The 25,282-nt window shown below is 63.9% G+C and carries 21 protein-coding genes, 1 tRNA gene and 1 riboswitch; of the genes, 10 read left to right on the top strand and 12 right to left on the bottom strand.

The genetic code is table 11. The annotated features are described in order from the left end of the window. Window positions 1–5: 5 nt before the first annotated feature. Window positions 6–371 carry a glycine cleavage system protein GcvH gene (gene gcvH, locus ACBR42_RS00455; RefSeq protein ID WP_102324702.1) on the bottom strand — a complete coding sequence of 122 codons (366 nt, stop codon included), beginning with the start codon at window positions 369–371 and terminating at the stop codon, window positions 6–8. Between the two features lie 48 nt (window positions 372–419). After that, entirely contained in the window at window positions 420–1,553 is a 1,134-nt protein-coding gene (gcvT, locus tag ACBR42_RS00450) for a glycine cleavage system aminomethyltransferase GcvT (protein WP_371207026.1), read from the bottom strand. Window positions 1,554–1,811: 258 nt separating this feature from the next. Beyond that, window positions 1,812–1,899: riboswitch (glycine riboswitch) on the bottom strand. A gap of 104 nt (window positions 1,900–2,003) precedes the next feature. On the opposite strand from gcvT, the gene ACBR42_RS00445 reads away from it, so the two are divergent. Further along, window positions 2,004–2,315 carry a putative quinol monooxygenase gene (locus ACBR42_RS00445; RefSeq protein ID WP_371207025.1) on the top strand — a complete coding sequence of 104 codons (312 nt, stop codon included), beginning with the start codon at window positions 2,004–2,006 and terminating at the stop codon, window positions 2,313–2,315. Window positions 2,316–2,397: 82 nt separating this feature from the next. On the opposite strand, the gene speE is transcribed toward ACBR42_RS00445, so the two are convergent. From speE to uvrA, 3 genes are all read right to left on the bottom strand, one after another. After that, window positions 2,398–3,261: a polyamine aminopropyltransferase gene (gene speE, locus ACBR42_RS00440; protein WP_102324705.1), complete on the bottom strand. Its 864-nt coding sequence runs from the start codon at window positions 3,259–3,261 to the stop codon at window positions 2,398–2,400. Window positions 3,262–3,386: 125 nt separating this feature from the next. After that, window positions 3,387–3,851: an adenosylmethionine decarboxylase gene (speD, locus tag ACBR42_RS00435; RefSeq protein WP_025437442.1), complete on the bottom strand. Its 465-nt coding sequence runs from the start codon at window positions 3,849–3,851 to the stop codon at window positions 3,387–3,389. A 159-nt stretch (window positions 3,852–4,010) separates the two neighbouring features. Further along, entirely contained in the window at window positions 4,011–7,040 is a 3,030-nt protein-coding gene (gene uvrA / locus ACBR42_RS00430) for an excinuclease ABC subunit UvrA (RefSeq protein ID WP_371207024.1), read from the bottom strand. Between the two features lie 314 nt (window positions 7,041–7,354). Between uvrA and ssb the strand changes: the two genes are divergently transcribed. The 7 genes from ssb to eda all read left to right on the top strand — a co-directional run bounded on the left by ssb (window position 7,355) and on the right by eda (window position 15,439). Next, entirely contained in the window at window positions 7,355–7,915 is a 561-nt protein-coding gene (ssb, locus tag ACBR42_RS00425) for a single-stranded DNA-binding protein (RefSeq protein ID WP_102324706.1), read from the top strand. Between the two features lie 150 nt (window positions 7,916–8,065). After that, on the top strand, window positions 8,066–10,858 hold the full coding sequence (gyrA, locus tag ACBR42_RS00420) for a DNA gyrase subunit A (protein ID WP_102324707.1): 2,793 nt from the start codon (window positions 8,066–8,068) through the stop codon (window positions 10,856–10,858). After that, entirely contained in the window at window positions 10,851–11,363 is a 513-nt protein-coding gene (coaD, locus tag ACBR42_RS00415; RefSeq protein ID WP_102324851.1) for a pantetheine-phosphate adenylyltransferase, read from the top strand. Before gyrA ends, coaD begins: the two co-directional genes overlap by 8 nt. A gap of 63 nt (window positions 11,364–11,426) precedes the next feature. Further along, window positions 11,427–11,918 (top strand): peptidylprolyl isomerase, encoded by a 492-nt coding sequence (locus ACBR42_RS00410; protein ID WP_102324852.1) that lies wholly within the window; start codon window positions 11,427–11,429, stop codon window positions 11,916–11,918. Between the two features lie 230 nt (window positions 11,919–12,148). Then, window positions 12,149–12,224 (top strand) — tRNA-Lys (locus ACBR42_RS00405). 719 nt (window positions 12,225–12,943) lie between these two features. Continuing rightward, window positions 12,944–14,782, top strand: a complete 1,839-nt coding sequence (gene edd, locus ACBR42_RS00400; protein ID WP_118962497.1) for a phosphogluconate dehydratase — start codon at window positions 12,944–12,946, stop codon at window positions 14,780–14,782. 42 nt (window positions 14,783–14,824) lie between these two features. Next, complete coding sequence (gene eda, locus ACBR42_RS00395) at window positions 14,825–15,439, top strand: bifunctional 4-hydroxy-2-oxoglutarate aldolase/2-dehydro-3-deoxy-phosphogluconate aldolase (RefSeq protein ID WP_102324709.1); 615 nt, start codon at window positions 14,825–14,827, stop codon at window positions 15,437–15,439. A gap of 47 nt (window positions 15,440–15,486) precedes the next feature. On the opposite strand, the gene alkB is transcribed toward eda, so the two are convergent. Beyond that, window positions 15,487–16,143, bottom strand: a complete 657-nt coding sequence (gene alkB, locus ACBR42_RS00390) for a DNA oxidative demethylase AlkB (protein WP_371207023.1) — start codon at window positions 16,141–16,143, stop codon at window positions 15,487–15,489. Window positions 16,144–16,214: 71 nt separating this feature from the next. Next, window positions 16,215–16,964 (bottom strand): DUF2076 domain-containing protein, encoded by a 750-nt coding sequence (locus ACBR42_RS00385; RefSeq protein WP_371207022.1) that lies wholly within the window; start codon window positions 16,962–16,964, stop codon window positions 16,215–16,217. Between the two features lie 212 nt (window positions 16,965–17,176). On the opposite strand from ACBR42_RS00385, the gene ACBR42_RS00380 reads away from it, so the two are divergent. Continuing rightward, on the top strand, window positions 17,177–18,067 hold the full coding sequence (locus ACBR42_RS00380; protein WP_102324853.1) for a glycine--tRNA ligase subunit alpha: 891 nt from the start codon (window positions 17,177–17,179) through the stop codon (window positions 18,065–18,067). 7 nt (window positions 18,068–18,074) lie between these two features. After that, window positions 18,075–20,135 carry a glycine--tRNA ligase subunit beta gene (gene glyS / locus ACBR42_RS00375; RefSeq protein ID WP_371207021.1) on the top strand — a complete coding sequence of 687 codons (2,061 nt, stop codon included), beginning with the start codon at window positions 18,075–18,077 and terminating at the stop codon, window positions 20,133–20,135. Between the two features lie 30 nt (window positions 20,136–20,165). Here glyS and ACBR42_RS00370 read toward each other — a convergent pair whose 3' ends face one another. The 5 genes from ACBR42_RS00370 to mreC form a co-directional block, all read right to left on the bottom strand. Beyond that, entirely contained in the window at window positions 20,166–20,561 is a 396-nt protein-coding gene (locus tag ACBR42_RS00370) for a DUF3293 domain-containing protein (RefSeq protein WP_371207020.1), read from the bottom strand. Then, complete coding sequence (rodA, locus tag ACBR42_RS00365; RefSeq protein ID WP_132305562.1) at window positions 20,561–21,715, bottom strand: rod shape-determining protein RodA; 1,155 nt, start codon at window positions 21,713–21,715, stop codon at window positions 20,561–20,563. The genes ACBR42_RS00370 and rodA overlap by 1 nt, the downstream gene beginning before the upstream one ends. Window positions 21,716–21,778: 63 nt before the next feature. After that, on the bottom strand, window positions 21,779–23,698 hold the full coding sequence (mrdA, locus tag ACBR42_RS00360) for a penicillin-binding protein 2 (RefSeq protein WP_102324714.1): 1,920 nt from the start codon (window positions 23,696–23,698) through the stop codon (window positions 21,779–21,781). Between the two features lie 36 nt (window positions 23,699–23,734). Further along, window positions 23,735–24,301 (bottom strand): rod shape-determining protein, encoded by a 567-nt coding sequence (locus ACBR42_RS00355; RefSeq protein WP_102324715.1) that lies wholly within the window; start codon window positions 24,299–24,301, stop codon window positions 23,735–23,737. Then, a complete protein-coding gene (gene mreC / locus ACBR42_RS00350) occupies window positions 24,298–25,212 on the bottom strand; it encodes a rod shape-determining protein MreC (RefSeq protein WP_102324716.1) in 915 nt (304 codons plus the stop codon). Before mreC ends, ACBR42_RS00355 begins: the two co-directional genes overlap by 4 nt. Window positions 25,213–25,282: the final 70 nt, after the last annotated feature.

Below are 25,282 nucleotides of genomic sequence, written 5' to 3'. Positions count from 1 at the left end.
GAAAATCAGCCAACCAGCGCGGTATAGGTCGCGTGGTCCATCAGCCCCTCAAGCTGCGAGGCATCGGCCACGGTCATGCGCACGATCCAGCCTTCGCCTTCCGGGTCACGGTTAACCAGAGCCGCGTCATCGCCCAGCGCGTCGTTGAACGCCAGCACATCGCCCGTTACCGGCGCGTAGATGTCCGATGCCGCCTTGACCGATTCCACCACGGCCACGCTGTCGCCCTGCTCCACCGTGGTACCGGGGTCGCGTGCCTCGGCAAAGACCAGCTCGCCCAGTTCATTGGCCGCATGGGCGGTGATGCCGACAACCGCGACATCGCCTTCGACCCGCAGCCATTCATGTTCTTTTGTGTAATAGACGGTCATGTCCGTGCTCCATAAATTACAATGGTCTGTGAAAAATCCGCGGAGGGTTCAGCGGCGGAATGTCGGTGCGACGAAAGGCAGCGCCGCCACCTGAACCGGCAGGAACCGCCCGCGCACGCCAGCGAACAGCCGCGTGCCGAGGGTTGCAAGATGGGTGGGTACATAGCCCATGGCGACGGGACCGCCCGCGCTGGGCCCGAATGCGCCGGAGGTCACGCGCCCTGCCGGGATCTGGCCTGCTTCATCGGCAAACAGTTCGGCACCACCACGCACCGGCGCGCGCCCTTCCGCCCGCAGGCCCACCCGGCGGCGTGTCGCGCCATCCGCAAGCTGGTCCGCCACGATCCGGGCACCGGGATAGCCGCCTGCACGGGCGCCACCGGGCTTGCGGCTTTTCTGGATGGACCATTCCAGCGCGCCTTCGACGGGCGTTGTGGTCAGGTCGATATCGGAACCATACAGGCACAGACCGGCCTCAAGCCGCAGGCTGTCACGCGCGCCCAGACCGGCGGGGGTAACGCCCGGCTGCGCCAGCAGGGCGCGGGCAACGGTGGATGCGGCGGCATTATCCATGCCGATTTCATAACCGTCCTCACCCGTGTAGCCCGAGCGCGAAACGATGCAGGGCACACCGGCCAGATCAAGCCCGGCCACGTCCATGAAGCGCATCGCCGCCGCTTTCGGGTTCAGGCTGGCCACGGCTGCTTCCGCCGCCGGTCCCTGCACCGCGATCAGCGCGCGGTCAGACAGCATTTCCACCGTGCAGCTATCAGCCAGTGCGGCATTTACATGGGCGAAATCCGCATCCTTGCACGCCGCATTGACCACCAGCAGCAGCCAGTCGCCCATATTGGCCACCATCAGATCATCGCTGATGCCGCCATCTTCCGTGGTGAACAGGGCGTAACGCTGGCGGCCCGGCTTCAGGGCGACGATATCGGCGGGGACAAGCGCCTCAAGCGCGCGGGCGGCGTCGGCAACCTGTCCCGAACGGGCACGGACGCGCACCTGCCCCATATGGGACACGTCAAACAGCCCCGCGCTGGCGCGCGTATGCAGGTGTTCGGCCATGACGCCCGCAGGATACTGCACGGGCATGTCATAACCCGCGAACGGCACCATACGGGCGCCAAGTTCAAGGTGAAGGTCGTAAAGCGGGGTGCGCAGCAGGGGCTGGTTCATGCGGGCTGGGCCTTGTGCAGGTCCGCGTGCGCGCATGCGTTCGCGCACGCAGGGCATGCGGGTGCAGTGGCACGGTACGCGCCAGCGGAACAGGAAATGGGAAACGAAGAACAGACGGAAAAATAGGCAGGTAGCGTTGTGGACATGCGGCACTCCTGTCGAACCCGGATAGGTTCCAAGTGCCCCTTCTGTCGCATGTGCCTGAGATCGCTATCCCGTCGGCGGGCGCCCGTTGCCGGACGCCTCTTTCCAGAAGTCTTGGCCGACCGGTCCTTTGGCCTGAGAGTTTCCGGGGCGGTTGCTCCTTCGGCGCTGGCGCTGGGCCAGTCTCTCCCGTGTCGACAGGCCTGACTTGACATGACCGGATATGCCAAGTCAATCCATGAAAGGCGCTCAGTGTGACAGGTCGTTGCCCCGTGCGCCCGGAACAGAAATAAGGATCATCCAGCCATGACCACCGCCCCGCTGACCATCGTGGCCGAATTTCGCGTATCTGCCGAAAACCGGGCGCGTTTTCTTGAACTCTGCGCCTATGACAGCGAACGCTCGGTCGCGGATGAAAAAGGCTGCCAGCGCTTCGAGGCCGTAAGCCCGATCGACGATCCGCAGACCATCATCCTGGTGGAAGTGTATGACGATGAAGCCGCATTCGACACGCATCTCGCCACGCCGCACTTCAAGGTCTTTGCCGATGGGGTAAAGGAACTGGGGGTAAAGGAAATCAGTGTGCGCAAGACGGCCCGCCACGCGCCCAAGGCCTGATCCTGCCTGCGGTCCAGACGGCAAAAAGGCCGGGGAACTGCTGTTCCCCGGCCTTTTTCATACCCGCAGACCGTAGCGCCTGTCAGCGCGGCAGGTTCTTTGCGATATAGGGCGGCAGGACAAAGGACGCGCCATGGATTTCCGGCGTCCAGTACCGGCAGCCTTCGCCAATGCCCGCGCGCTGCGCGCGCTCGCGGATCACCTCAACGCTGTTGCGGCCCGGCACGCCACCCTTGGCGGCCACACCCAGCGTCATGAATCCGCCGACATAGGTCGGCACGGCGGCGACATAGGCCGAAACATGCGCGAAAAACTGCGCACGGCGCGCACTGGTGTCACGCAGTTCGTCCGCCTGCATGAACGGCACGCCACACTGGTTCACGATAATGCCGTTGGCGCTGAGAATACGCGCGCAGTGCCGGTAGAACGAATCGGTAAACAGCACTTCACCCACACCGATCGGGTCGGTGCTGTCCACGATGATGACATCGAACGAGCCATCGGCGGCATTGGACACGTATTCGATGCCGTCGCCCACGATCACGTCAGCGCGCGGGTCGTTCCATGCGTCACCGGCGATGGAGGGCAGGAATTTCTTGGACAGTTCGATGACCTCGCCATCGATCTCGACCATCACCGCCTTTTCCACCGTGCCGTGTTCCAGCACGCGCCGCAGCACACCGCCGTCGCCCGCGCCGATGATCAGCACGCGCTTCGCATCGCCATGCTCCAGCAGCGGCACATGGGTCAGCATTTCCTGATAGACGAATTCGTCCCGTTCGGTGATCTGGACCACGCCATCAAGCATCAGGACCCGGCCAAGATCGACATTCTCGAACACGGCGATATCCTGAAACGCGCTTTTGGTACGCGCCAGCATCCGGTCCACACGCAGTTCCTGCCGCCAGCCCTCGTACAGGCCTTCGCTGATCCACTCACGGGACATTGCGGTTCCCCTTCCGTCTAATCAATGCACATGAAAAAGCACGGGCCGGAAATCAATCCGGCCCGACACTTCGTTATTTAAGGAGGGCATGCCGGTCTGGTCATCACCAGCCCGGCGAAGGCAGGCTAGAGCTGCACGCGCCCGCGACGCTGTTCGTCCACTTCGATCCGGCCGGCCTGAAACAGGCGCTGCATGACCGGAATCGCAAGGTGCGGATCGCACGCGCCACACATGAAAATATCCACGGCGGCAAAATTCCGCTCGGGCCATGTGTGGATCGAGATATGGCTTTCAGCCAGCACGACCACACCCGACACGCCGCCATTGGGCGTGAAATGATGGAAATGGCTGTGCAGGATGGTGGCCCCGGCCGTCACTGCGGCTTCGCACAGGGTACGGTCGATCTGTTCCGGATCATCAAGATTCCGGGCATCCCAAAGATCGACGAGGAGATGCGTTCCCGCAAATTTCATTCCGTCTTTTTCGACGAAATAGTCCTTCCGGTCGTCCTCGGACGAAAACGGCGCTGAAGAGATCTGGTTATCGCTCGGGTGTTCCGAGACCATCCCCAGTTGAGCAAGTGCGTTCATCACGTACCCCAAAACCAGTAGATAGCCTGTTGGGCATTATTGCCCCCTTGGGCCAAGAGAGGCGCTGATAGGGCCTGCCGACGGTACGATGCAAGTATTTTCCGCATCACCACGCCAGTTTTTTTCAGGCCCCACCATCCGGCACCGGTGGCAGCGCGCCTATTTTACGCTTTTGCGACGGGTTTTTGCCGGTTTTTCCTGCTTTTTCACCACTTTCGGCTCCGCCGCCACTGTGGCTTTTTTGCCGCGCCCCTTTCGCCCCGCCACCGGCGCGGGCGCAGGCGGCACCAGCGGCTGCCTGTCCAGCAGGGGCTTGAGGAATCGCCCCGTATGGCTTTCGGCGCAGGCCGCGACCTGCTCGGGCGTGCCACAGGCGACGATCTGGCCACCGCCATCACCACCCTCCGGCCCCATGTCGATCACCCAGTCCGCCGTCTTGATGACTTCGAGGTTATGCTCGATCACCACCACGGTATTGCCCTGCTCCACCAGCGCATGCAGCACTTCGAGCAGCTTGCGCACGTCTTCGGTATGCAGTCCGGTGGTTGGCTCATCAAGGATATAGAGCGTGCGCCCCGTGGCCCTGCGCGCCAGTTCCTTGGACAGTTTCACGCGCTGCGCCTCGCCACCTGACAGCGTGGTCGCCTGCTGGCCAAGGGCGACATAGCCCAGCCCCACCTTCTGCAATATGGCCAGCCGGTCGCGGATGCGCGGCACGGCGGAGAAGTAGGGCAGCGCCTCATCCACCGACATGGCCAGCACATCGGCAATGGACTTGCCCCGGAACTTCACGTCCAGCGTCTCGCGGTTGTAACGCGCGCCCTTGCAGGTATCGCAGGTGACGAACACGTCGGGCAGGAAGTGCATCTCGATCTTGAGCACCCCGTCCCCCTGGCATGCCTCGCACCGGCCACCCTTCACATTGAAGGAAAAGCGCCCCGGCTTGTAGCCGCGCGCCTTGCTTTCGGGCAGTTCGGCAAACCAGTCACGGATGGGGCCGAACAGGTCGGTATAGGTGGCCGGGTTGGAACGCGGCGTGCGCCCGATGGGGGACTGGTCGATGTCGATGATCTTGTCGAGCTGATCCAGCCCATCGATGGCCGTATAGGGTGCCGGGTTCTGCCCCGATCCCATAAGCCTGCGCGACAGGGCCTTGTACAGCGTGTCGATCACCAGCGTAGACTTGCCGCCACCCGAAACCCCGGTAACACAGGTAAAGGTGCCCAGCGGGAATCTGGCCGTAACATCCTTCAGGTTGTTGCCCGTGGCCCCGCGCAGCACCAGCTCCCGTTTGGGATCGATTTTCCTGCGTTTCGCGGGGACAGGGATACATTTGCGCCCCGACAGGTAAGCGCCCGTCAGGCTGGCGGGATTTGCCGCGACCTCCGCCGGGGTGCCTGCGGCGACGATATTGCCGCCATTGATGCCCGCACCCGGCCCCATGTCGATCAGCCAGTCCGCGGCGCGGATGGCGTCCTCATCATGCTCGACCACGATCAGGGTATTGCCCAGCTTCTTGAGCCGGTCCAGCGTGCCCAGCAGGCGTTCGTTATCGCGCTGGTGCAACCCGATGGAGGGTTCATCCAGCACGTACAGCACGCCGGTCAGGCCGGAACCGATCTGGCTGGCCAGCCGGATACGCTGGCTTTCGCCCCCCGACAGGGTGGCCGAACCGCGCGAAAGCGTCAGGTAATCCAGTCCCACGTCATCCAGAAAGCGCAGGCGATCGAGGATTTCACGCAATATGCGTCGCGCAATCTCGGCGCGCTGGGGTGTCAGGGTTTCCTCCACCGTGCCGAACCAGTCCAGCGCCTTGCGGATGGGCATGTCGGATGCCTGCGCGATGTTCAGCCCCGCCACCTTGACCGACAGGGCCTCGGGCCGCAGCCGCGCGCCATCGCACACATGGCATGGCTTTTCGGACTGGTAGCGCGACAGTTCCTCGCGCACCCATACGCTGTCGGTTTCCGCCATGCGACGGCGCAGGTTCTTGACCACGCCCTCGAACGGCTTGGTCAGGCTGTAGCTGCGGCGGTCATCGCGGTATGTGAACTCGATCGGGTCTTTTCCCCCCTCAAGAATCACATCGCGCACGTTTTCGGGCAGGTCTTCCCATGGCGTATCCATCGATACGCCATAATGCTTCGCGATGGCGGCCAGCGTCTGGGTGTAATACGGGCTCTGGCTGTTGCGCCACGGGGCGATCGCCCCTGCCGCGAGCGAGAGCGAATCGTCCGGCACGATCAGGCGCGGATCGAAAAATGTTTCCTGACCAATCCCGTCACAGGCCGGACACGCACCCTGCGGCGCGTTGAAGGAGAACAGGCGGGGTTCGACCTCCTCCAGCGTAAAACCGCTGACCGGGCATGCGAAGCGTGAGGAAAAGACGGTGCGCGGGGCTTCCTCGCCTTCCGGGGCGTTCTTCACCACCTCTTCCGCATAGACCAGACCATCGGACAGGCCGAGCGCTGTCTCGAAACTGTCAGCCAGACGGCTTTCGATGCCTTCCTTGACCACGATGCGATCCACCACGGCCTCGACCGTATGGCGCAGGCGACGGTTGAGTTCCGGCACTTCGTCAATTGTATGGAGCGTGCCGTCCACCTTGGCGCGGGTGAAGCCCTTGCGCTGGAGTTCGGCCAGTTCCTTTTTACACTCACCCTTGCGGTCGCGCAGCACCGGGGCCAGCAGCATGAGGCGCGTGCCCTCGGGCATGGCCATCACGCGGTCAACCATCTGGCTGATCGTCTGCGCCTCGATCGGCAGGCCGGTGGCGGGCGAATAGGGCACGCCCGCGCGCGCCCACAGAAGACGCATGTAATCATGCACTTCCGTCACCGTGCCAACGGTGGAACGGGGGTTTTTGGATGTGGTTTTCTGTTCGATGGAAATGGCGGGCGACAGCCCTTCTATCGAATCGACATCCGGCTTTCCCATCAGTTCAAGGAACTGGCGCGCGTAGGCGGACAGACTTTCCACGTACCGGCGCTGGCCTTCGGCGTAGATGGTGTCGAACGCCAGTGACGACTTGCCTGAACCCGACAGGCCGGTCATGACCGTCAGCGCATCGCGCGGGACATCCACATCGACGTTCTTGAGATTATGCGCACGCGCCCCACGCACGCGAATGGACTGCTGGCTGACATGCTGTGCCGCCGGAACCTGTTCCGGACGCGAAGAAACGCTCATGAACTCTCCCTGTTCCGCTCCCGTGCGGGAAAGCGGATACCGGCCACCATTGCGGACCCACATCTAATCTGGGCCTGCCGGTCCATCACGACAAGGGCCGTGACTGACCGGCCACGACAGCGCCCGTTACATGCCTGCTGCCACGCCCCATGCCGGCGTTGATCGCGGTATCGTCCTCACACTCGCATTTTAAGGGACGATCCGGTAAGATCGCCGCATATATCCGCCACGGCCGCCATCGGGCTGCCTGTGGCGGCAGTCGGCAGCGGTTCAGCCACTGCCGGTCCCATACTCGAACTGCAGCAGGACAGCATATGGCGGGCAGCGTCAACAAGGTCATTCTCGTGGGCAATCTGGGCAAGGACCCGGAAGTACGGAACAGCCAGAGCGGGGCGAAAATCGTCTCGCTGACACTGGCGACAAGCGATACATGGAATGACCGCGCATCGGGCGAACGGCGCGAGCGGACGGAATGGCACCGGGTTGTCATTTTCAACGACCGGATAGCCGACGTGGCCGAGCGTTTCCTGCGCAAGGGCCGCAAGGTCTATCTGGAAGGCTCGCTCCAGACACGCAAATGGACCGACCAGAGCGGTCAGGACCGCTACACGACCGAAGTGGTGGTCGACCGCTTCCGTGGCGATCTGGTGCTGCTGGACAGCAATCGCGGTGGCGACAGCGGCGGTGACGACGCAGGCGGCGGTTATGGTGGCGGCTACGGTGGTGGCAGCGGCGGCGGTGGCTACAGCGCCCCGGCCCGCCAGCAGCCGCAGCGCAACGACCGCCCCGCCAGTGGCGGCGGTAGTGGCGGCAGCGGCGGCGGCTGGGACGCCCCGGCTGGCGGCAGCGATCTGGATGATGAAATCCCGTTCTGAACCCCGCTGGCGCTTCGCGCCGGGCCGCTGACCGTGCTATGGTACACATGGACCTGATGGCGGCCCCAACGCGCCATTCCTGCCTACCGTCCCGCCCCTGCGCCGTTATGGTCGCCCGGGGTGGGATAACCCTGACATGACGGAACTGCCTTGACCGAGATACCCGACGATCCCCTGCCCCCGTCCGACATGCTGCCGGTCACGATCGAGGAGGAAATGCGCTCCTCCTACCTGGCTTACGCCATGTCCGTCATTGTCAGCCGCGCCCTGCCGGACGTGCGTGACGGGCTGAAGCCGGTTCATCGCCGCATCCTGTATTCAATGCGCGAAAGCGGGTTCACCCACGACAAGCCCTATCGCAAATCGGCCCGTGCGGTCGGTGACGTGATGGGTAAATACCATCCGCATGGCGACTCCTCCATCTACGACGCCATGGTGCGCATGGCGCAGTCGTGGTCGATGCGGGTGAAGCTGATCGACGGGCAGGGCAATTTCGGGTCGGTCGATGGCGATTCCCCCGCCGCCATGCGTTATACCGAAGCCCGTCTGGCCAAGGCGGCTTCCTTCCTGCTGGACGACATCGACCGCGATACCGTCGATTTCCAGCCCAACTACGATGAAAGCGAGCAGGAACCCCAGATCCTGCCCGCCGCCTTCCCCAACCTGCTGATCAATGGCGCGTCCGGCATCGCCGTGGGCATGGCGACCAACATTCCCCCGCACAACCCCGGCGAGATAATCGACGCGACCCTGGCGCTGATCGAGCGCCCGGACATGACGCTCGATGACCTGCTGGAATACGTGCCGGGACCTGATTTCCCCACGGGCGGCACCATTCTGGGCCGTGCGGGCATCCGCAGCGCGTTCGAGACGGGACGTGGTTCGGTCATCATCCGCGCCAAGGCCGAGATCGAGGAAATCCGCAAGGACCGCAAGGCCATCATCGTGACCGAGATCCCCTATCAGGTGAACAAGGCCACGTTGCAGGAACGCATTGCCGATCTGGTGCGCACCAAGCAGGTCGAAGGCATTTCCGACATTCGGGACGAAAGCGACCGTTCGGGCATGCGCATCGTCATCGAGACCAAGCGCGAGGCGACGCCGGAAGTGGTGCTGAACCAGCTTTACCGCTTCACGCAGCTACAGACCTCGTTTGGCGTGAACATGCTGGCGCTGGATGGCGGGCAGCCGCGTCTCATGGGGCTCAAGGACGTGCTGGAAGCGTTCATCCGCTTCCGCGAGGACGTGATCCTGCGCCGCGCGCGCTTTGACCTGAACAAGGCGCGTGACCGGGCCCACCTGCTGGTCGGTCTGGTCATCGCGGTTGCCAATATCGACGCGGTCATCGCCCTGATCCGCGCAGCGCCCGATACGGGGGCCGCGCGTGCCGCGCTGATGGCGCAGGCATGGGATGCCGCCGATGTGGCGCCCCTGCTGCAACTGATCCATGACGAAGGCAATGTCATCGTCGATGGTCGGGTCCATCTGACGGAAGCACAGGCTCGCGGCATCCTTGAACTGCGCCTGCAGCGCCTGACCGGGCTGGAACGCGACAAGATCCAGCAGGAACTGTCCGAAGTGGCGGTGCGCATCAACAGCCTGCTGGAAATCATCGCCAGCCGGCCGCGCCGCATGGAGGTCATGCGTACCGAACTGGCCACCATCCGCGCCGAACTGGCTACCCCGCGCGCCACCGACATTGCCGATTACGCGGGCGACCAGACCGATGAAAGCCTGATCGAGCCGGGACAGATGGTTGTCACCATCACCCGCGAAGGCTTCATCAAGCGCACGCCGCTGGACGTATTCCGCGCCCAGAACCGTGGCGGCCGTGGCCGCACGGCGGCGGGACGCCGGGGCGACGACATCATCGTGCGTTCGTTCAACGCGCATACGCATCAGTGGGTTCTGTTCTTCTCCTCGGGCGGGAAGGCATACCGCGAAAAGGTCTGGCGTCTGCCCGAAGCCAGCCCCACCGCGAAGGGGCGCGCGCTGGTCAACCTGCTGCCCGATCTTGGCAGCGACACGATCACCGCCGTCCTGCCGCTGCCGCAGGATGAGGATCTGTGGGAAAACCTGCACCTTGTCTTCGCCACGGCATCGGGCAGCGTGCGCCGTAACCGGCTGAGCGATTTCCGCAACATCCGCTCATCCGGCCTGATCGCGATGAAGCTGGATGACGAGGACCGCCTGATCGGCGTCGCCACGTGCCGCGAAGGGCAGGATGTATTCCTTGGCACCCGCAACGCGCGGTGCATCCGCTTCCAGATCACGGACGACACGCTGCGTGTCTTTGCCGGGCGCGGCAGTTCGGGCGTGCGGGGCATCAAACTGGCTGAAGGCGACAGCGTGAACAGCCTGTGCGTGCTCAACCACGTCGAGGCCACGGTAGAGGAACGCGCCGCCTATCTGCGCATGGCCAATGCCCGCCGCCGCGCCGAAGCAGCGCAGGAAGGCGAGGAAGCGGAAGAAACCGTCGTAACGGACGATGCCGAAATCGTGGCAGACGACCTGCCACTGTCCCCCGAACGGTTCGCGGAACTGGAAGCGGCGGAAGAAGTGCTGCTGATCGTCAGCAATGCGGGTTTCGGCCGCCGTTCGTCGGCTTATGACTACCGCGTCAGCGGGCGTGGTGGACAGGGCATCAACAACATGACCTTCTCCGCCAACAAGCGCGGCAATGCGGTCGTGGCGACACTGCCGGTGCTGGAAGGCACGGATGTCATGCTGGTAACCGATGCGGGCCGCCTGATCCGCCTGCCGATCGGGCAGGTGCGCATCATGTCGCGTCAGGCCAGCGGCGTAACCCTGTTCCGCCTGAACGACACCGAGGAAGTGACCAGCGTGTTCCCCGTCATGGATGAAGATGACGACGGGGAAGAAGCCGAAATCGCCGATACGGAAGCCGATACCCCCGCCACCGATGCGGGGCAGGATGACTGAACCCGCCCCATCCCGTACCGGCTTCTATCCGGGCACGTTCGATCCCGTGACCAGCGGGCATATGGATATCATCGAACGTGCGGCGGGCGTGATGGACCGGCTGGTGATCGGCGTGGCCGAAAACCGGGACAAGCAGCCCCTTCTCCCGCTGGAGGAACGGCTGTTATGCCTGCGGACCGATATCGCCCCCCTGAATGAAGGGCGGGCGAACCCGATCACGGTCATCGGTTTTACGGGACTTGCGGTGCATGCGGCGCGTACGCATGGGGCGCATGCAATCATTCGCGGACTGCGGGCGGTTGCAGATTTCGAATACGAGAACCAGATGTTTGGTATGAACCAGCATCTGGCGCCCGACATTGACACCCTGTTCCTTATGGCACGGGAAGGGCACCAGTACATTTCTTCCCGGCTGGTAAAGGAAATAGCCCGGCTGGATGGGGATATTTCCGGTTTTGTCCCACCTTTTACCCGCGGGCACATCCTAAAACGCCTGCGTGGCTGACAGGCTGGCGGTCGCGTCCCGCGCTGCCGGTTCCTTCACACCCCAATCACGAAACGGATCATGATGTCTGCTACAGAAAACAAATCCGACCTGATCAACGTCGACCTCAAGACAGGACGGGTGGTGATCCGCCTGCGTCCCGACATTGCGCCACTGGCGGCCGAGCGTATCCGCACGCTGGCAGCCGAAGGGTTTTATGACAACACGCCCTTCCACCGCGTGATCCAGGGCTTCATGGCGCAGGGCGGCGACCCGACGGGCACCGGCACGTCCGGCAGCAAGCTGCCCGACCTGAAGGCGGAATTCACCCGCGCGGCCAAGTTCGAGCGTGGCACGGTGGGCATGGCCCGCACCATGAACCCGGACAGCGCGAACAGCCAGTTTTTCATCATGTTCGAGCCCTCTCCCCACCTTGACGGCCAGTACACCATCGTGGGCCAGGTGATCGAAGGCATGGACCACATCGACCAGATCAAGCGTGGCGCGGGCCAGAGCGGCATGGTTCAGGACCCTGACCGCATCATCAAGATGCGTCCCGCCGACGCCGAAGCCTGATTGATCCATCCCGCCGGACAGCGTGCGCCACCTGCGCACCTATCCGGCGGCCTGTTTCCGGTCGGAGCCAGACAGCCGTTTACGGCCCATGGCACCGGCCGGTTTTTCCATCCCGGCGACCTGCGGCCCCACGCACAGGTTGACACCCCCGCCGAGGATGTTTAGAGACCTGCGCAAGGCGGCGGATCACGGGTTTTTCCTGTGCTTTAGCCCCTTCATACAGGCGATGTGAGCCGGTAGCTCAGTCGGTAGAGCATTCGACTTTTAATCGAATGGTCGTGGGTTCGAATCCCACCCGGCTCACCATCCCCTGTTCCCCCCATAAAATACTCCCCTGAAGGGTTGGCCGCGTTTCTGAACGGCCCCTGAATCTGTTGCACAGTCCCGCCAGGGCTTAACGGTCATGGTGCGGTAACGGACAGAACCTTCGACCGGGAAATGTTCGCTAAATCCTCCTGCGAACCGCGATGCGCGCATCAACAGGCACGCGCATGCCCTGCCGTGTTCGCGCGACGGCAGTCTTCTGGCTGAAACGCCCACAAAAACCGAACACCGTACCGCCATCCCTGCCCGATCAGGCCGGAAATCCCGCTTAATGATCCCCGGCGGAAGGGTATTGTCAGGCAGGCGCCAAATAGATGGACGTGTTCGCCAGCAGGGGCGGGAACCAGTGACCTGAATTCCTGTTAGGGGAATGAAATATGGTGTTTTTATAGGCTCTGCCCCACCTTTCAGGAAAAAGGAAGAACCATCCCGCGCATGCCCCTGTAGCCGCTGACAGGTGATGGCTGTTCGTTTCTTGATCGAAAATCATTCGCTTTCATAATTTAGTTATAATTTTGTGATTATTTTTATAATTTTATGTCTTGATCTATGGGTGTTTTTTCAAATAGATGTCCACAAGCCTTGCGGTCATACGACATTCGCACATTCCGACCGCTTTCAAACCCGCCTTCATCGCCCGTGCGATGACTGCGAACCGGCCCCCTCCCATAGGTCGGGTCTAGAAAAGTCTGTGAGATTCCATGAGTCTGCATCCCGTCCTGACCGCCGTGACCGAACGGGTCATCACACGTTCGGCTGGCAGTCGCCGCGCCTATCTGGACCTGATCGCGCGCGAAGGTGAAAACGGCATCAGCCGCCCCCGTCTGGCCTGCGGCAACCTGGCCCACGCCATCGCGGCGTCGGAAGGGGACAAGCAGGGCCTGCGCGCAGCGCGCGGCATGAACGTGGGCATCATCACGTCCTATAACGACATGCTGTCCGCCCATCAGCCCTATGGCCGCTACCCGGACCAGATCAAGCTTTACGCGCGTGAAGTCGGCGGGACGGCACAGGTGGCCGGTGGCACGCCCGCCATGTGCGATGGCGTGACGCAGGGGCAGCCGGGCATGGAAATCTCGCTGTTCAGCCGCGATGTCATCGCCCTGTCCACCGCCGTCGGGCTGAGCCATGGCATGTATGAAGGCGTGGCCATGCTGGGCATCTGCGACAAGATCGTGCCGGGCCTGCTGATCGGCGCGCTGCGCTTTGGCCACCTGCCTGCGCTGCTGATCCCCTCCGGCCCCATGCCATCGGGCCTGCCCAACAGCGAAAAGCAGCGCATCCGCCAGCTTTACGCCGAAGGCAAGGTGGGCAAGGACAGGCTGATGGATGCGGAATCCGAATCCTACCACGCTGCGGGCACCTGCACGTTCTACGGCACGGCGAATACGAACCAGATGCTGATGGAAGTGATGGGGCTGCACCTGCCCGGTTCCTCCTTCGTCCCGCCGAACACGAAGCTGCGCCAGGAACTGACCCGTGCCGCCATCCACCGCCTGAGCGAGATTGGCGCACGGGGCGATGACTACCGTCCGCTGGGCCTGTGCGTGGATGAACGCGCCATCGTCAACGCAGCCGTGGGCCTGCTGGCGACGGGCGGGTCCACCAATCTTGCCATCCACCTGCCCGCCATAGCGCGCGCGGCGGGCATCGTGATCGACTGGAGCGATCTGGACCGGCTTTCCTCCGTCGTGCCGCAACTGACGCGCGTATATCCCAACGGGTCGGAAGACGTGAACGCCTTCCACGCCGTGGGTGGCATGCCCAGCCTGATCGGCTCCCTGCTGGATGCGGGGCTGCTGCATCCCGATATCCTGACCGTGGCGCGTGGTGGCTTTGCCGCCTATCGCAACCGCCCGGTCATGCGTGACGATGCGCTGGTATGGGAAGAGGCAGGCCCGTCCACCGATGAAAGCATCCTGCGCGCGCCCGCCAATCCCTTCCGCGCCGATGGCGGCATGAAGGTGATGGAAGGCAATCTGGGGCGGGGCATCTACAAGACCAGCGCCGTCGCCTCCGAACGCTGGACAATCGAAGCCCCGGCGGCAGTGTTCGACGATCAGGAGGACGTGCTGCGCGCCTTCCGCGATGGAAAGCTGGATCGTGACGTGGTGGTGGTCGTGCGCTTTCAGGGACCGGCCGCCAACGGCATGCCCGAACTGCACAAACTCACCCCCACGCTGGCCGTGCTGCAGGACCGGGGACACAAGGTGGCCCTTGTCACCGACGGCCGCATGTCGGGGGCCAGCGGCAAGGTGCCCGCCGCCATCCATATCGGCCCGGAAGCCTATGTCGGCGGCCCGCTTTCCCTGCTGCGCGATGGGGACATGGTGCGTGTGTGCGCCCATACGGGCCGGATCGAGGCCATGGTGGACGCGGCGCAGTGGACCGACCGCACCCCGGCCCGTCCGCCCGCACCACAGTTCGGCACCGGGCGGGAACTGTTCGCGCTCATGCGCGGCGGCGTGGACAGCCCCGAACGCGGGGCATCAGCCATCCTTGCCTCCATGGACCGTATGGCCGCACAAGAGAACGCGTAAGGCGGCCAGGCGCCGCAAACAGTTGTGAAAGGGAGCCAGCCCATGGCCCAGATTGAAGACATCATGACCATCGCGCCGGTTATTCCGGTACTGGTCATCCATGATCCCGCCCATGCCCGCCCCGTGGCGGAAGCACTGGTTGCAGGGGGCCTGCGCGCGCTGGAAGTCACCCTGCGCACCGAATGCGCGCTGGAAGTGATTGCGGAAATGGCGAAGGTTGAAGGGGCCGTTGTCGGTGCCGGAACCGTGCTGAACGGCGATGACCTGAAAAGTTCGGTCGATGCGGGCGCGCGCTTCATCGTAAGCCCCGGCCTGACCACGGACGTCGCCAGGGCGGCCACCGCTGCCGATGTGCCGCTGCTGCCCGGCACGGCCAATGCCAGCGACATCATGCGCGGCCTCGACCTCGGGCTGACGCATTTCAAGTTTTTCCCCGCCACGGCAGCGGGCGGCATTCCGGCGCTCAAGGCGCTTTCCGCTCCCTTTGGCCGCGCACGCTTCTGCCCCACCGGCGGCATCCGTCAGGATACGGCTTCGGAATGGCTGGGCCTGCCTTCGGTTCTGTGCGTGGGCGGATCGTGGCTGGTTCCCGCCGGAACACCGGATGTGGCCGCCATTACCCAGCGGGCACGCGAAGCCGCTGCCCTTACGGCCTGATCCACAACGCTCGGCGGTCCGTAATGGGCCGCTGACCACCACCCCCGCTATGCGGTACGGCGGAAGGTCAGGTTATACCGGCACGGCCCGGTCAGGGGATGGTCCCCCTTACGCAATGGCGCGATGCCATGAAATGCCAGCCGTGTCGTCCCGCCCCATACGACCACATCCCCATGCAGCAGGGGAATGCGCCGTAACGGGTCCGTACGCAGCAACCCACCCCACAGGAAGATGGCGGGCAAGCCGAAGGACAGGGACACGACCGGTGCGTCTGCGCGTTCGTCACGATCCTGATGCAGGCCCATGCGTGCGCCAACCCGATAACCGTTAATCAGGCACGAATCGGGCGCAAAACCCTCATATCCCGCCATTGCGGCAGCCGCGACCGCCATCTGCCGCCACCCCTCCGGCATGGCGGGCCATGGCTGGCCCGTCAGGGGATCGCGTACCTCATACCGGTAACCATACGCATCACTGCACCAGCCCCGTAACCCGCAACAGGTCATGGCAACGGACATGCTGCCCCCGCCCGGAGTCGTCATGCGCCGGAACGGAGACTGACGGGCCATCCGCCGGATCTGCGCAATCATGTCCGCCGCATGGGATGACGCATGGCCACGCAGGATCAGCGCGCCATCATCCAGTGGTTCGGGCCCTAATCCGGCGGATTGGGGAAGATCAAGGGGAAATTCCCGCTGGGTCATCGCCCCTCCCCCTGAAATGAAAAAGGGCATCCATAACGGATGCCCCCTTCCCTGTTTCAGCCGCCAGCGGATCAGAAGCTGTTATCGTCACCCGCATCGAAGCCACCGCTGTCATCAAACCCGCCGGACGCATCGCCGCCTGCGTCGAACCCGGAATCGGCAGCCGTGCCGCCACCTGCGAACGGATCGCCGCCGCCCGCGCCATCACCGTAATTGTTGTTGATGATGGTCTCGCCCGGCTGGGACATGCCGCCTGCGAAGCCACCCGCGTCATGATGGCCGCTGAACAGGTCCGTCAGCGCGTTACCCACCATCATACCGCCCGCCACACCGGCGGCGGTGGTCAGGGCCGAACCCAGAAAGCCCGAGCCGCGGGCGGGGAACATGCCCGGCTGCATGCCCTGCGGATAGACCGGCTGCGGCGGCGGGGATGTGGGGGCGGCACCACCACCCCACCCCGGAGGGGGCGCTGCCTGCGCACGCTGGCCACCACCGAACATGCCACTGAAGAATCCGCCACCGCCGCTGGGCTGCTGGGGGGCGGCCTGCTGCTGCTGGAGCTGCTGCTGCGCCTGCTGAAGCTGCCACTGAAGCTGGCGAATCCGGTTCTGCGCTTCAGCCAGGGCGGCTTCCTGCACCACCGCCATCTGGGTGACGCGATAACCGGCTTCAGGATATTTCTGGAACATCTGCCCGATATACTGATTGGCCTGCGGGTCAATCGGCGGAAGCTGGGAGGTCGTCTGCGGCACGCTGCCCGATGCAGTCCCCCCCACCCGCGCGAAAAACTGTGTGATCAGATCACGTTCCTGGTCGTTCATCCTGTCTGTCCTGCCTTGGGCTGGGAAAAGCGTATCCCCGCAGATGTGGTCCGTGCAATGGCGATGCGCAAGGCCAAATACCGCCAGATCATGACAGGTTTGGCCTTATGCCATGCCCCGCCTTTCGGTCGCGGCGGCATAACGGTATGCTGGCGCGCGATTTTGCGCCAGATGGTGCATACCCTGTCCCCGTTTACCGGAGCATCTTGTTCATGGACCCGGCCCCCGTGCCCCGATCACCCACATCCCCACGCCCGCTGTCGTTCCAGGGGCTTATCCTGAAACTGCACCAGTTCTGGTCCGATCAGGGCTGCGCCATTCTCCAGCCCTACGATACGGAAGTGGGGGCGGGTACGCTGTCGCCGCATACCACGCTGCGCGCGCTGGGATCGCGCCCGTGGAAGGCCGCCTATGTCCAGCCCTGCCGCCGCCCGTCCGACGGGCGGTATGGCGAAAACCCGAATCGCCTGCAGCACTATTACCAGTATCAGGTCCTCCTCAAGCCCACGCCGGAGGAAAGCCAGAAACTGCTGCTGGACAGCTACCGCGCCATCGGGATCGATCCGCTGGAACACGACATCCGCTTTGTCGAGGATGACTGGGAAAACCCGACCATCGGCGCATGGGGTCTGGGCTGGGAAGTCTGGTGCGACGGGATGGAGGTGACGCAGTTCACCTATTTCCAGCAGGTCGGCGGCATTCCCACCGTCATGCCTTCGACCGAACTGACCTATGGTCTGGAACGCCTTGCGATGTACGTGCAGGGAATCGAGAATGTCTATGACCTCGATTTCAACGGGCAGGGGCTGAAATATGGCGACGTGTTCCTGCGCGCGGAACAGGATTACTCCCGCCATAATTTCGAACTGGCGGATGTGGAAATGCTGCACCGCCACTTCATCGATGCCGAAAACGAATCCACGGCCCTTGCAAAGGCCGGTCTGGCGCAGCCCGCCTATGACCAGTGCCTGAAGGCCAGTCACCTGTTCAACCTGCTCGATGCGCGCGGCGTGATTAGCGTCAGCGAACGCGCATCCTATATCGGCCGCGTACGCGCGCTGGCGAAACGCTGCTGCGAAGCGTGGCTGGCGGGCGAGGAATAAGACCATCATGCCCGAACTTCTTATCGAACTCTTCTCCGAGGAAATTCCCGCCCGCATGCAGGCGCGCGGGGCAAGCGACCTCGAACGCCTTGTGTGCGAGGCGCTGGCCCCGCTGAACCCGCGCGACGCCACGACCTTTGCCGGTCCGCGCCGCATTGCCCTGTCCGTTACGGTGGACGCCACCGTGCCGGGTGCGACGGTTGAAGAACGCGGCCCGCGTGAAAGCGCACCCGAGAAGGCGCTGGCCGGTTTCATGCGCAAACATGGCGTGGAACGTGATGCGCTGGCGCTGGAAAACGGCTTCTGGGTCCTGCGCCGCACCATCGCGCCCGTGGCCGCCGGCCAGCAGATCGCGGATGTCATGCCCGGCCTGCTGAGGCGTTTCCCGTGGCCCAAATCCATGCGCTGGGGCGTTGGCAGCGCCTTTACATGGGTGCGCCCGCTGCGCAGGATCGTCTGTATCCTTGATGGTGAGGTCGTCGATTTCACGCTGGCGGAAGGCGAGGATAACGGCCATGGCCTGCGTTCGGGCAACCTGACGGAAGGCCACCGCTTCACCGCGCCGGGGGCATTTGCCGTCAGCAGCACGAAAGACTGGCTGGATGGCCTGCGCACGCGACAGGTGGAACCGGATGCCGCCGCGCGCCGCACCCTTGTTGCCGAAGGCGTCGCCCGTCTTGCCGGTGAGGAAGGTCTGAATGTCGCCGCCGATCCCGGCCTGATTGACGAGGTCGCGGGCCTGACGGAATGGCCGGTCCCCTTCCTTGGCCGGATTGACGACGAATTCATGAGCCTGCCGCCCGAAGTCATGCAGGTGTCCATGCGGGTGAACCAGCGTTACTTCGCGCTGCGCAATTCGGATGGATCGGCGGCACCGCGTTTTGCCTTTGTCGCCAACCTGCTGCCCAGCGATGGCGGCAGCCTGACCATTGCGGGCAATGAGCGCGTGCTGCGCGCCCGTTTTGCCGATGCCCGTCATTTCTGGGATCTGGACCGCGCCACCCGTCTGGCTGAGCGCGTACCCGCGCTGGACCGGATCGTGTTCCATGCCGCACTGGGCAGTCAGGGTGCGCGCGTGCAGCGCATCGAACGTCTGGCGGGCATACTGGCCCGGATGACCGGCGCGGATGAAACGCAGGCCAGACGCGCGGCCCTGCTGTGCAAGGCGGACCTGACCACCGGCATGGTGGGCGAATTCCCGGAACTGCAGGGCATCATGGGGGCCTATTACGCCCGCCATGACCGGGAAGACGATGCGGTGGCCGATGCCATCGGCGCACATTACATGCCACGCGGCCCACACGATGACGTGCCGACCGCGCCGGTTTCGGTCGCGGTCGCGCTGGCGGACAAGATCGACATGCTGGTGGCCTTCTTCGCCGTGGGTGAAAAGCCCGGCGGGTCGGGCGATCCGTATGCCCTGCGTCGGGCGGCGCTGGGGGTTATCCGCATCATCCGCGAAAACGGGCTGCGGCTTGATCTGGCGCGCGTCTTCTGGGAAGCAGCACAGGGCCTGCCCGAGGAACTGCGCCTTGCGCCTGATCTGGATGTTCTGCCGGAATTCGTGGCCGACCGCCTGCGGGTGCAGTTGCGTGGCGAAGGCGCGCGGCACGACATCCTTGCCGCCGTGTCGGTGGGCAATACCGATACCGACATCGTGCGCCTGCTGGCCCGCGCCAGCGCCATTGCCGACATGCTGGCCACCGAGGACGGGCGCAACATGCTGGCCGCCACCAAGCGCGCGGCCAACATCCTGCGCATCGAGGACCGCAAGGACGGCCCGCATGAGGGCGCGCCCAACCCCGCGCTCTACACCCAGCCTGAAGAGCGGGAACTGGCCGGGGAACTGGAAAAAACCATTCCCGCCGTGGAACAGGCCATCGCGCAGGAACGCTATGCCGACGCCATGCGCGACGTGGCGGCGCTGCGCCCGGCCCTCGACCGGTTTTTCGAGGTGGTGACGGTCAATGACAACGATCCCGCCGTGCGCGCCAACCGCCTGCGCCTGCTGTCGGAACTGCGCCGGATGACGGTGCTGATCGCCGATTTCAGCCAGATCGAAGGCTGACCCGGCTCTGGCCTGACGCCCCGAGCGGTGTCAGGCCAGATAGACCAGTCGCGCCGGTCGGTTACCATTCAGCACGACCACCGCATTCTGCCGGAACAGGCGCGCCAGACGCAGCCCCTGCGCCAAGGGCACGCGCACCGCATAAAGCGGTTCGGACCAGCGGCCCAGACGCCCTTCCCCCAGTTCATGCTTCACCCCGCGCAGATGCTGCGACAGCGCCTGCATCATCCGGTGATTCCAGCCATCGGGACGCAACCTGCCGCCGGGATTGCACGCGCTCAGCAGCACGATATCCCCCTGCGGCACCACGCAACGCCGCCACTGCGGCCTGCGCCCGATACGGATCACCGGCAGGCCCGGCACATGATAGGTGCTGAGCCGGTAGGAACGGCTGACGCCGGGCGTTGGGGGCAGGATGCCCGCCATCAGCTGTCTTCCCCCGTGGTTTCCCCGAACGTGGCGTTCCGATGGACCCATGCGGACATAAGCAGCCCGAACCCGAACATCACCATGAGCATGGCCGACCCCCCATAGGAAATCAGCGGCAGCGGCACGCCCCCCACCGGGATCGCCCCCATCACCATGGACAGGTTGACCGCACAGTACAGGAAGAAGTTCATGGAAATGCCCAGCCCCAGCAGCCGCCCGAACTGGTTGCGGCTGCGCATGGCGATCAGCATGCCACCAAAAATCAGCAGCAGCAGCATGCCGATTATGGCGATGCCACCGACAAAGCCCCACTCCTCCGCAATCATGGTGAAGATGAAATCTGTCTGCTTTTCAGGCAGGAAGTTCAGTTGCCCCTGCGTGCCCTGAAGATAGCCCTGCCCCCACATCCCGCCTGAACCCAGCGCAATCTTGGACTGGATGATATTATAGCCCGCCCCCAGCGGATCGCTTTCGGGGTGCAGGAAGGTGGTGACGCGGGCCTTCTGGTAATCATGCAGGTGGCTGTATGCAATCCTGGCCAGAAACGGCACGGGCAGCACCACAAGGGCGATCTGCCACAGCCGCATGCCCGCGCCGAAAAACATGCTGGCCCCAACGGTACCGATAATGACGGCGGTGCCAAGATTGGGTTCCTTCAGCACAAGGGCGACCGGCACCAGCACCATGAGTGCCGGGGGAATGAGGCGTAGGGGATTGCCCATCCTGCGATAGCTGATTTTGTGGAACCATGTCGCCAGCATCAGCACCAGAGCGATCTTGGCCAGTTCCGATGGCTGGACCTGCATGCCACCCAGCATCAGCCATCGCTCGGCCCCCTTGCCCACATGGCCCATCCGAAGCACCGCCACCAGCAGGACCAGCGAAAAGATGTAGATGGGCCATGCCATGCGTACCAGAATGGCGGGACTCATCAGCGCCATACACAGCATCATGACCAGCCCGAAACAGAACCGGATGGATTGCGGCCCGGCAAACGGGCGCGACGTGCCGCCACCCGCCGAATACAGCGCCCCGTACCCCACCACCGCCAGCGCGCAGATCAGCAGCACATACAGCCAGTTGATCTGCCACAGCTTGGTCAGGATCTGGAAATTGGGCTCGGCGCGCAGCAGGCGCTTCTGGAATTTCATTCCATTCTCCACAACAGGCACGGACGCGGCCATAGCCCCATACGGGGCCTGCGGGCGGGTGGTTTAGTCCACTTCCGCCTGCGCCACTTCCTGCCCCGGCGGCTCACGGTGATTGACCGGATCGCGGCGCAGGACATCGGTCATGATATCACGCGCAAGGGGGGCGGCCACATCCGCTCCCGCATTGCCGTGTTCGATCACCACCGCCGTGGCATAGCGCGGCGCGTCATAGGGCGCAAAGCAGATGAACAGCGCATGGGGCCGGTATTCCCATGGCAGGTTGGCGGAATTGAAATGCCCGCTTTCACGCAGCGCACGCGACACGCGCCGCACCTGCGCCGATCCGGTCTTGCCCGCCATCTGTACGCCGGGAATATCCAGCCGCGCCTTGGGGGCGGTTCCCCCTTCCTCGTTCACCACGGCGAACATGCCCGCGCGGATGTCCGCAAAGAAATGATCCGGCATGCTCATGCCCGGCGCATGACCAAGGTCGGTCAGGTCGGCCATATGCCCGGCCACCGAGCGGATGAGATGCGGCTGGACATTGCGCCCCGTGGCAATGCGCGATGCGTAGGTGGCCAGTTGCAGTGGCGTCACCTGCACAAATCCCTGTCCGATGCCGCTGACGATCGTATCCCCCCCGTTCCAGTGCCGGCCATGCGCGCGCCGCCATGCCGGGGTGGGGATCAGCCCCTGCCGCACATGCGGCAGTTCGATTTCAGGCAGTTTTGTGCCCAGACCGAACAGTTCGGCTGTCGCGGCGATGGCATCCATGCCGGTGCGCCGCGCGACTTCGTAGAAGAACACGTCGCAGGAATATTTCAGCCCCTGACGCAGGTTGATCGACCCGTGCCCCCAACGCGACCAGCAGTGAAAGCGCGTGCCGCCCACATCGATATAGCCGGGACAACTGATCCGGTCACTGGGCGACAGCGTCCCCGCGCGCAGCGCCGCCATGGCCACGGCAGGCTTGAAGGTGGAACCGGGCGGATACAGTCCCGACACGGCCTTGTTGATAAGGGGCGTCTGGCTGTTATTGGTCCATTCGATCCACTGCGCCTGACTGACACCACTATCGAACAGGGAGGGATCGAAGGACGGATTGCTGACCATGGCCAGCACTTCGCCGTTGCGGCAGTCCATCACCACCGCGCTGGCCGACTGTTCCCCGATGCGGCCGAGCACCTGCTGCTGGAGGCCGCTGTCGATGGTCAGCGCGATCTCGTCGCCCGCCTGTCCTTCATCACGGTCCAGTTCGGCCATCACGCGGCCTACCGCGTTGACTTCCATTTCCACGGACCCGACCTGCCCGCGCAGGTTCGTGTCCTGTGTCTGTTCGATGCCCGAACGCCCCACCCGCATGCCGGGCAGCGCCAGTTCGGCATCATGCACCACGTCCTTTTCGGCCGGGGGCGCCACGTAACCGACCACATGCGCCATGAGCGGCCCGAAGGGGTAGACGCGCGTGGTCCCGACATCGATCAGCACGCCGGGCAGCGACGGCATGTTGAGCTCCAGCCGCGCCATGTCATCCCATGACAGGAAATCACGCAGCATGATCGGGATGAACCGCCGCTTGTGACGCAGTTCATGTTCGATGCGGGTGGTGTCGCGCTGTTCCAGCGGCACGATCTGGGCAAAGCGTTCCAGCGTGCCGGGAATATCGCTGGTTTCTTCCGCCAGCAGGAGCGCGCGCCAGTTGATGCGGTTGGCCGCGACCGAAATGCCGAAACGGTCCGTAATGCGCCCGCGCGGCGGCGCGAAGAAGCGTTTGCTCAGGCGGTTGTTTTCCGCAAGCCTGGCGTAATGGCTGCCGTCACGAACCTGAAGCCCGTACAGACGTTCCCCCAACGCGCCCAGCACGGCCCCCTGTGCCGCCATAAGCAGCAGGGCGCGGCGGGTGAACACGCCCCGCGAAGGGTTCTTGCCTTCGTCGGGACGCGACATCAGCCGGTTGCCAGACTTCTTTTTACGAAACGTCATTCACTCATCCGGCACGGAGAGGCCATTCCACCCGCTTCAGGAGTGGTCCGCGTTATTGATGACAAAACGGTAGGTCCACGCGAATCCTGCATACAGGACAGGAAAACTGCCAACGGACAGAACTGTCTCGAAAACAAAAGGCAGAAACTCCACAACATGCAATGCCAGCGCGGAACACAGCACCCATTGTAGCGCCGTAACCCCTACCATCACCATGGCAAACACAAGCCACAGAACAAAAAAATTGACCCGTGCCAGCGTGTACCGTCCCGACAGCGCAACGCCATGTACGATCAGCATCATGAGCAGCATGACACCCGCCGGACCGAAGCTGAGGATGTCCGCCCATATTCCCAGCACGAACACCGCCACGGACGGCATGAGGGCCGGTGCAAAGACCGACCACAGGAACACCATCGCCATGATGATGGCGGGCATCAGTTCCACCTGCCCGGGCAGGTTCAGTGGCGCCGACAGCACCAGTGTCACGAAAAACACCACCAGACACGGCACACTGTTGCGCATGCCATGATCGATCCGGTTACCCAGCCCCGCACGGGGATGGATGCCCGGACGGATGGGCGGGGGCGAGAAGGTTTTCATCCATGCAGCCCCTTGTCCTGATTGATCTGGAACTGCGAGGGCAGCACCATCGTCCGCCCGACAGGCGGCAGCGGCACGCGACCGGGGGCGTCTGGCGGGGCGACGCTGTCCTCATAATCAAAGATACGCACGATATCGATATGGTCCAGCGCCGCCGCCGGCACCACCACCGGCATGCCGGGACGCAGGTAATGCACATGCCCCACCGGCAGGCCGGCGGGCAGGCTTTCGATTTCCCCGTTGGTGACGACACGCTCGCCTTCAACGGGCAGGTTGTCCTGCGGGTAGAAGATGATGCGCGGCATGGGGGAATTGTCACCCGCCATGATGGCCGCCGCATGGCTGGCTTCCAGCGTTACGGGCAGGCGGCTGGACGAATCGGTAATCAGCAGCACGCGGGCCGAACGCCTGCCCACTTCGGTCACACGCCCGACCAGTCCCGCGCCATCAAGGGCGATGCCCCCCTTGTGGACGGACGTATCGGGATTGATCGCAAGAAGGACGGCGCGCGCATAAAGCCCGCTGGTGTCACGCACCACCCGACCACTGACGAAAGTGGGTGCGTTATCGGGAATCCAGTGCAGGTTGGCCTTCAGCGTTGCGTTTTCGTCCGCCAGGGCCGCCGCCACGTCGTACCAGTGCCGCAGGGACGTGTTCTCGGCACGCAGGCGGATATTCTCCGCCTCCAGATTACGGATGTCCTGCAGGTTGCCCGAAAGCCAGCGCAGCTTTTCCTGCGGCCATTCCACCATCCGGTAGGCTGGGGCCAGCAGGTCGGCCGTCTGCATGCGCAGTTTTTCGACAAGCGTGCGATCCGCCTTGCCCAGCAGGATCACCCCGAAGGCCACAAGGATCAGCGCAGGCAGGACCAGCTTGCCAAGCGCCTGACGGAACTGGATGGAAACAGGCATCACGCCATCCCTTCACGCGGGACAGATACGTCCAGCCTGCCGGGTTGTCCAATACTGCCTGATCGCCGGA

The sequence above is a fragment of the Komagataeibacter sp. SM21 genome, from assembly GCF_041402665.1.
Classification (GTDB): Bacteria; Pseudomonadota; Alphaproteobacteria; order Acetobacterales; family Acetobacteraceae; genus Komagataeibacter; species Komagataeibacter saccharivorans.
The sequence above is the reverse complement of the archived record's forward strand: the minus strand, read 5'-3'. Positions and strand labels throughout refer to the sequence as shown.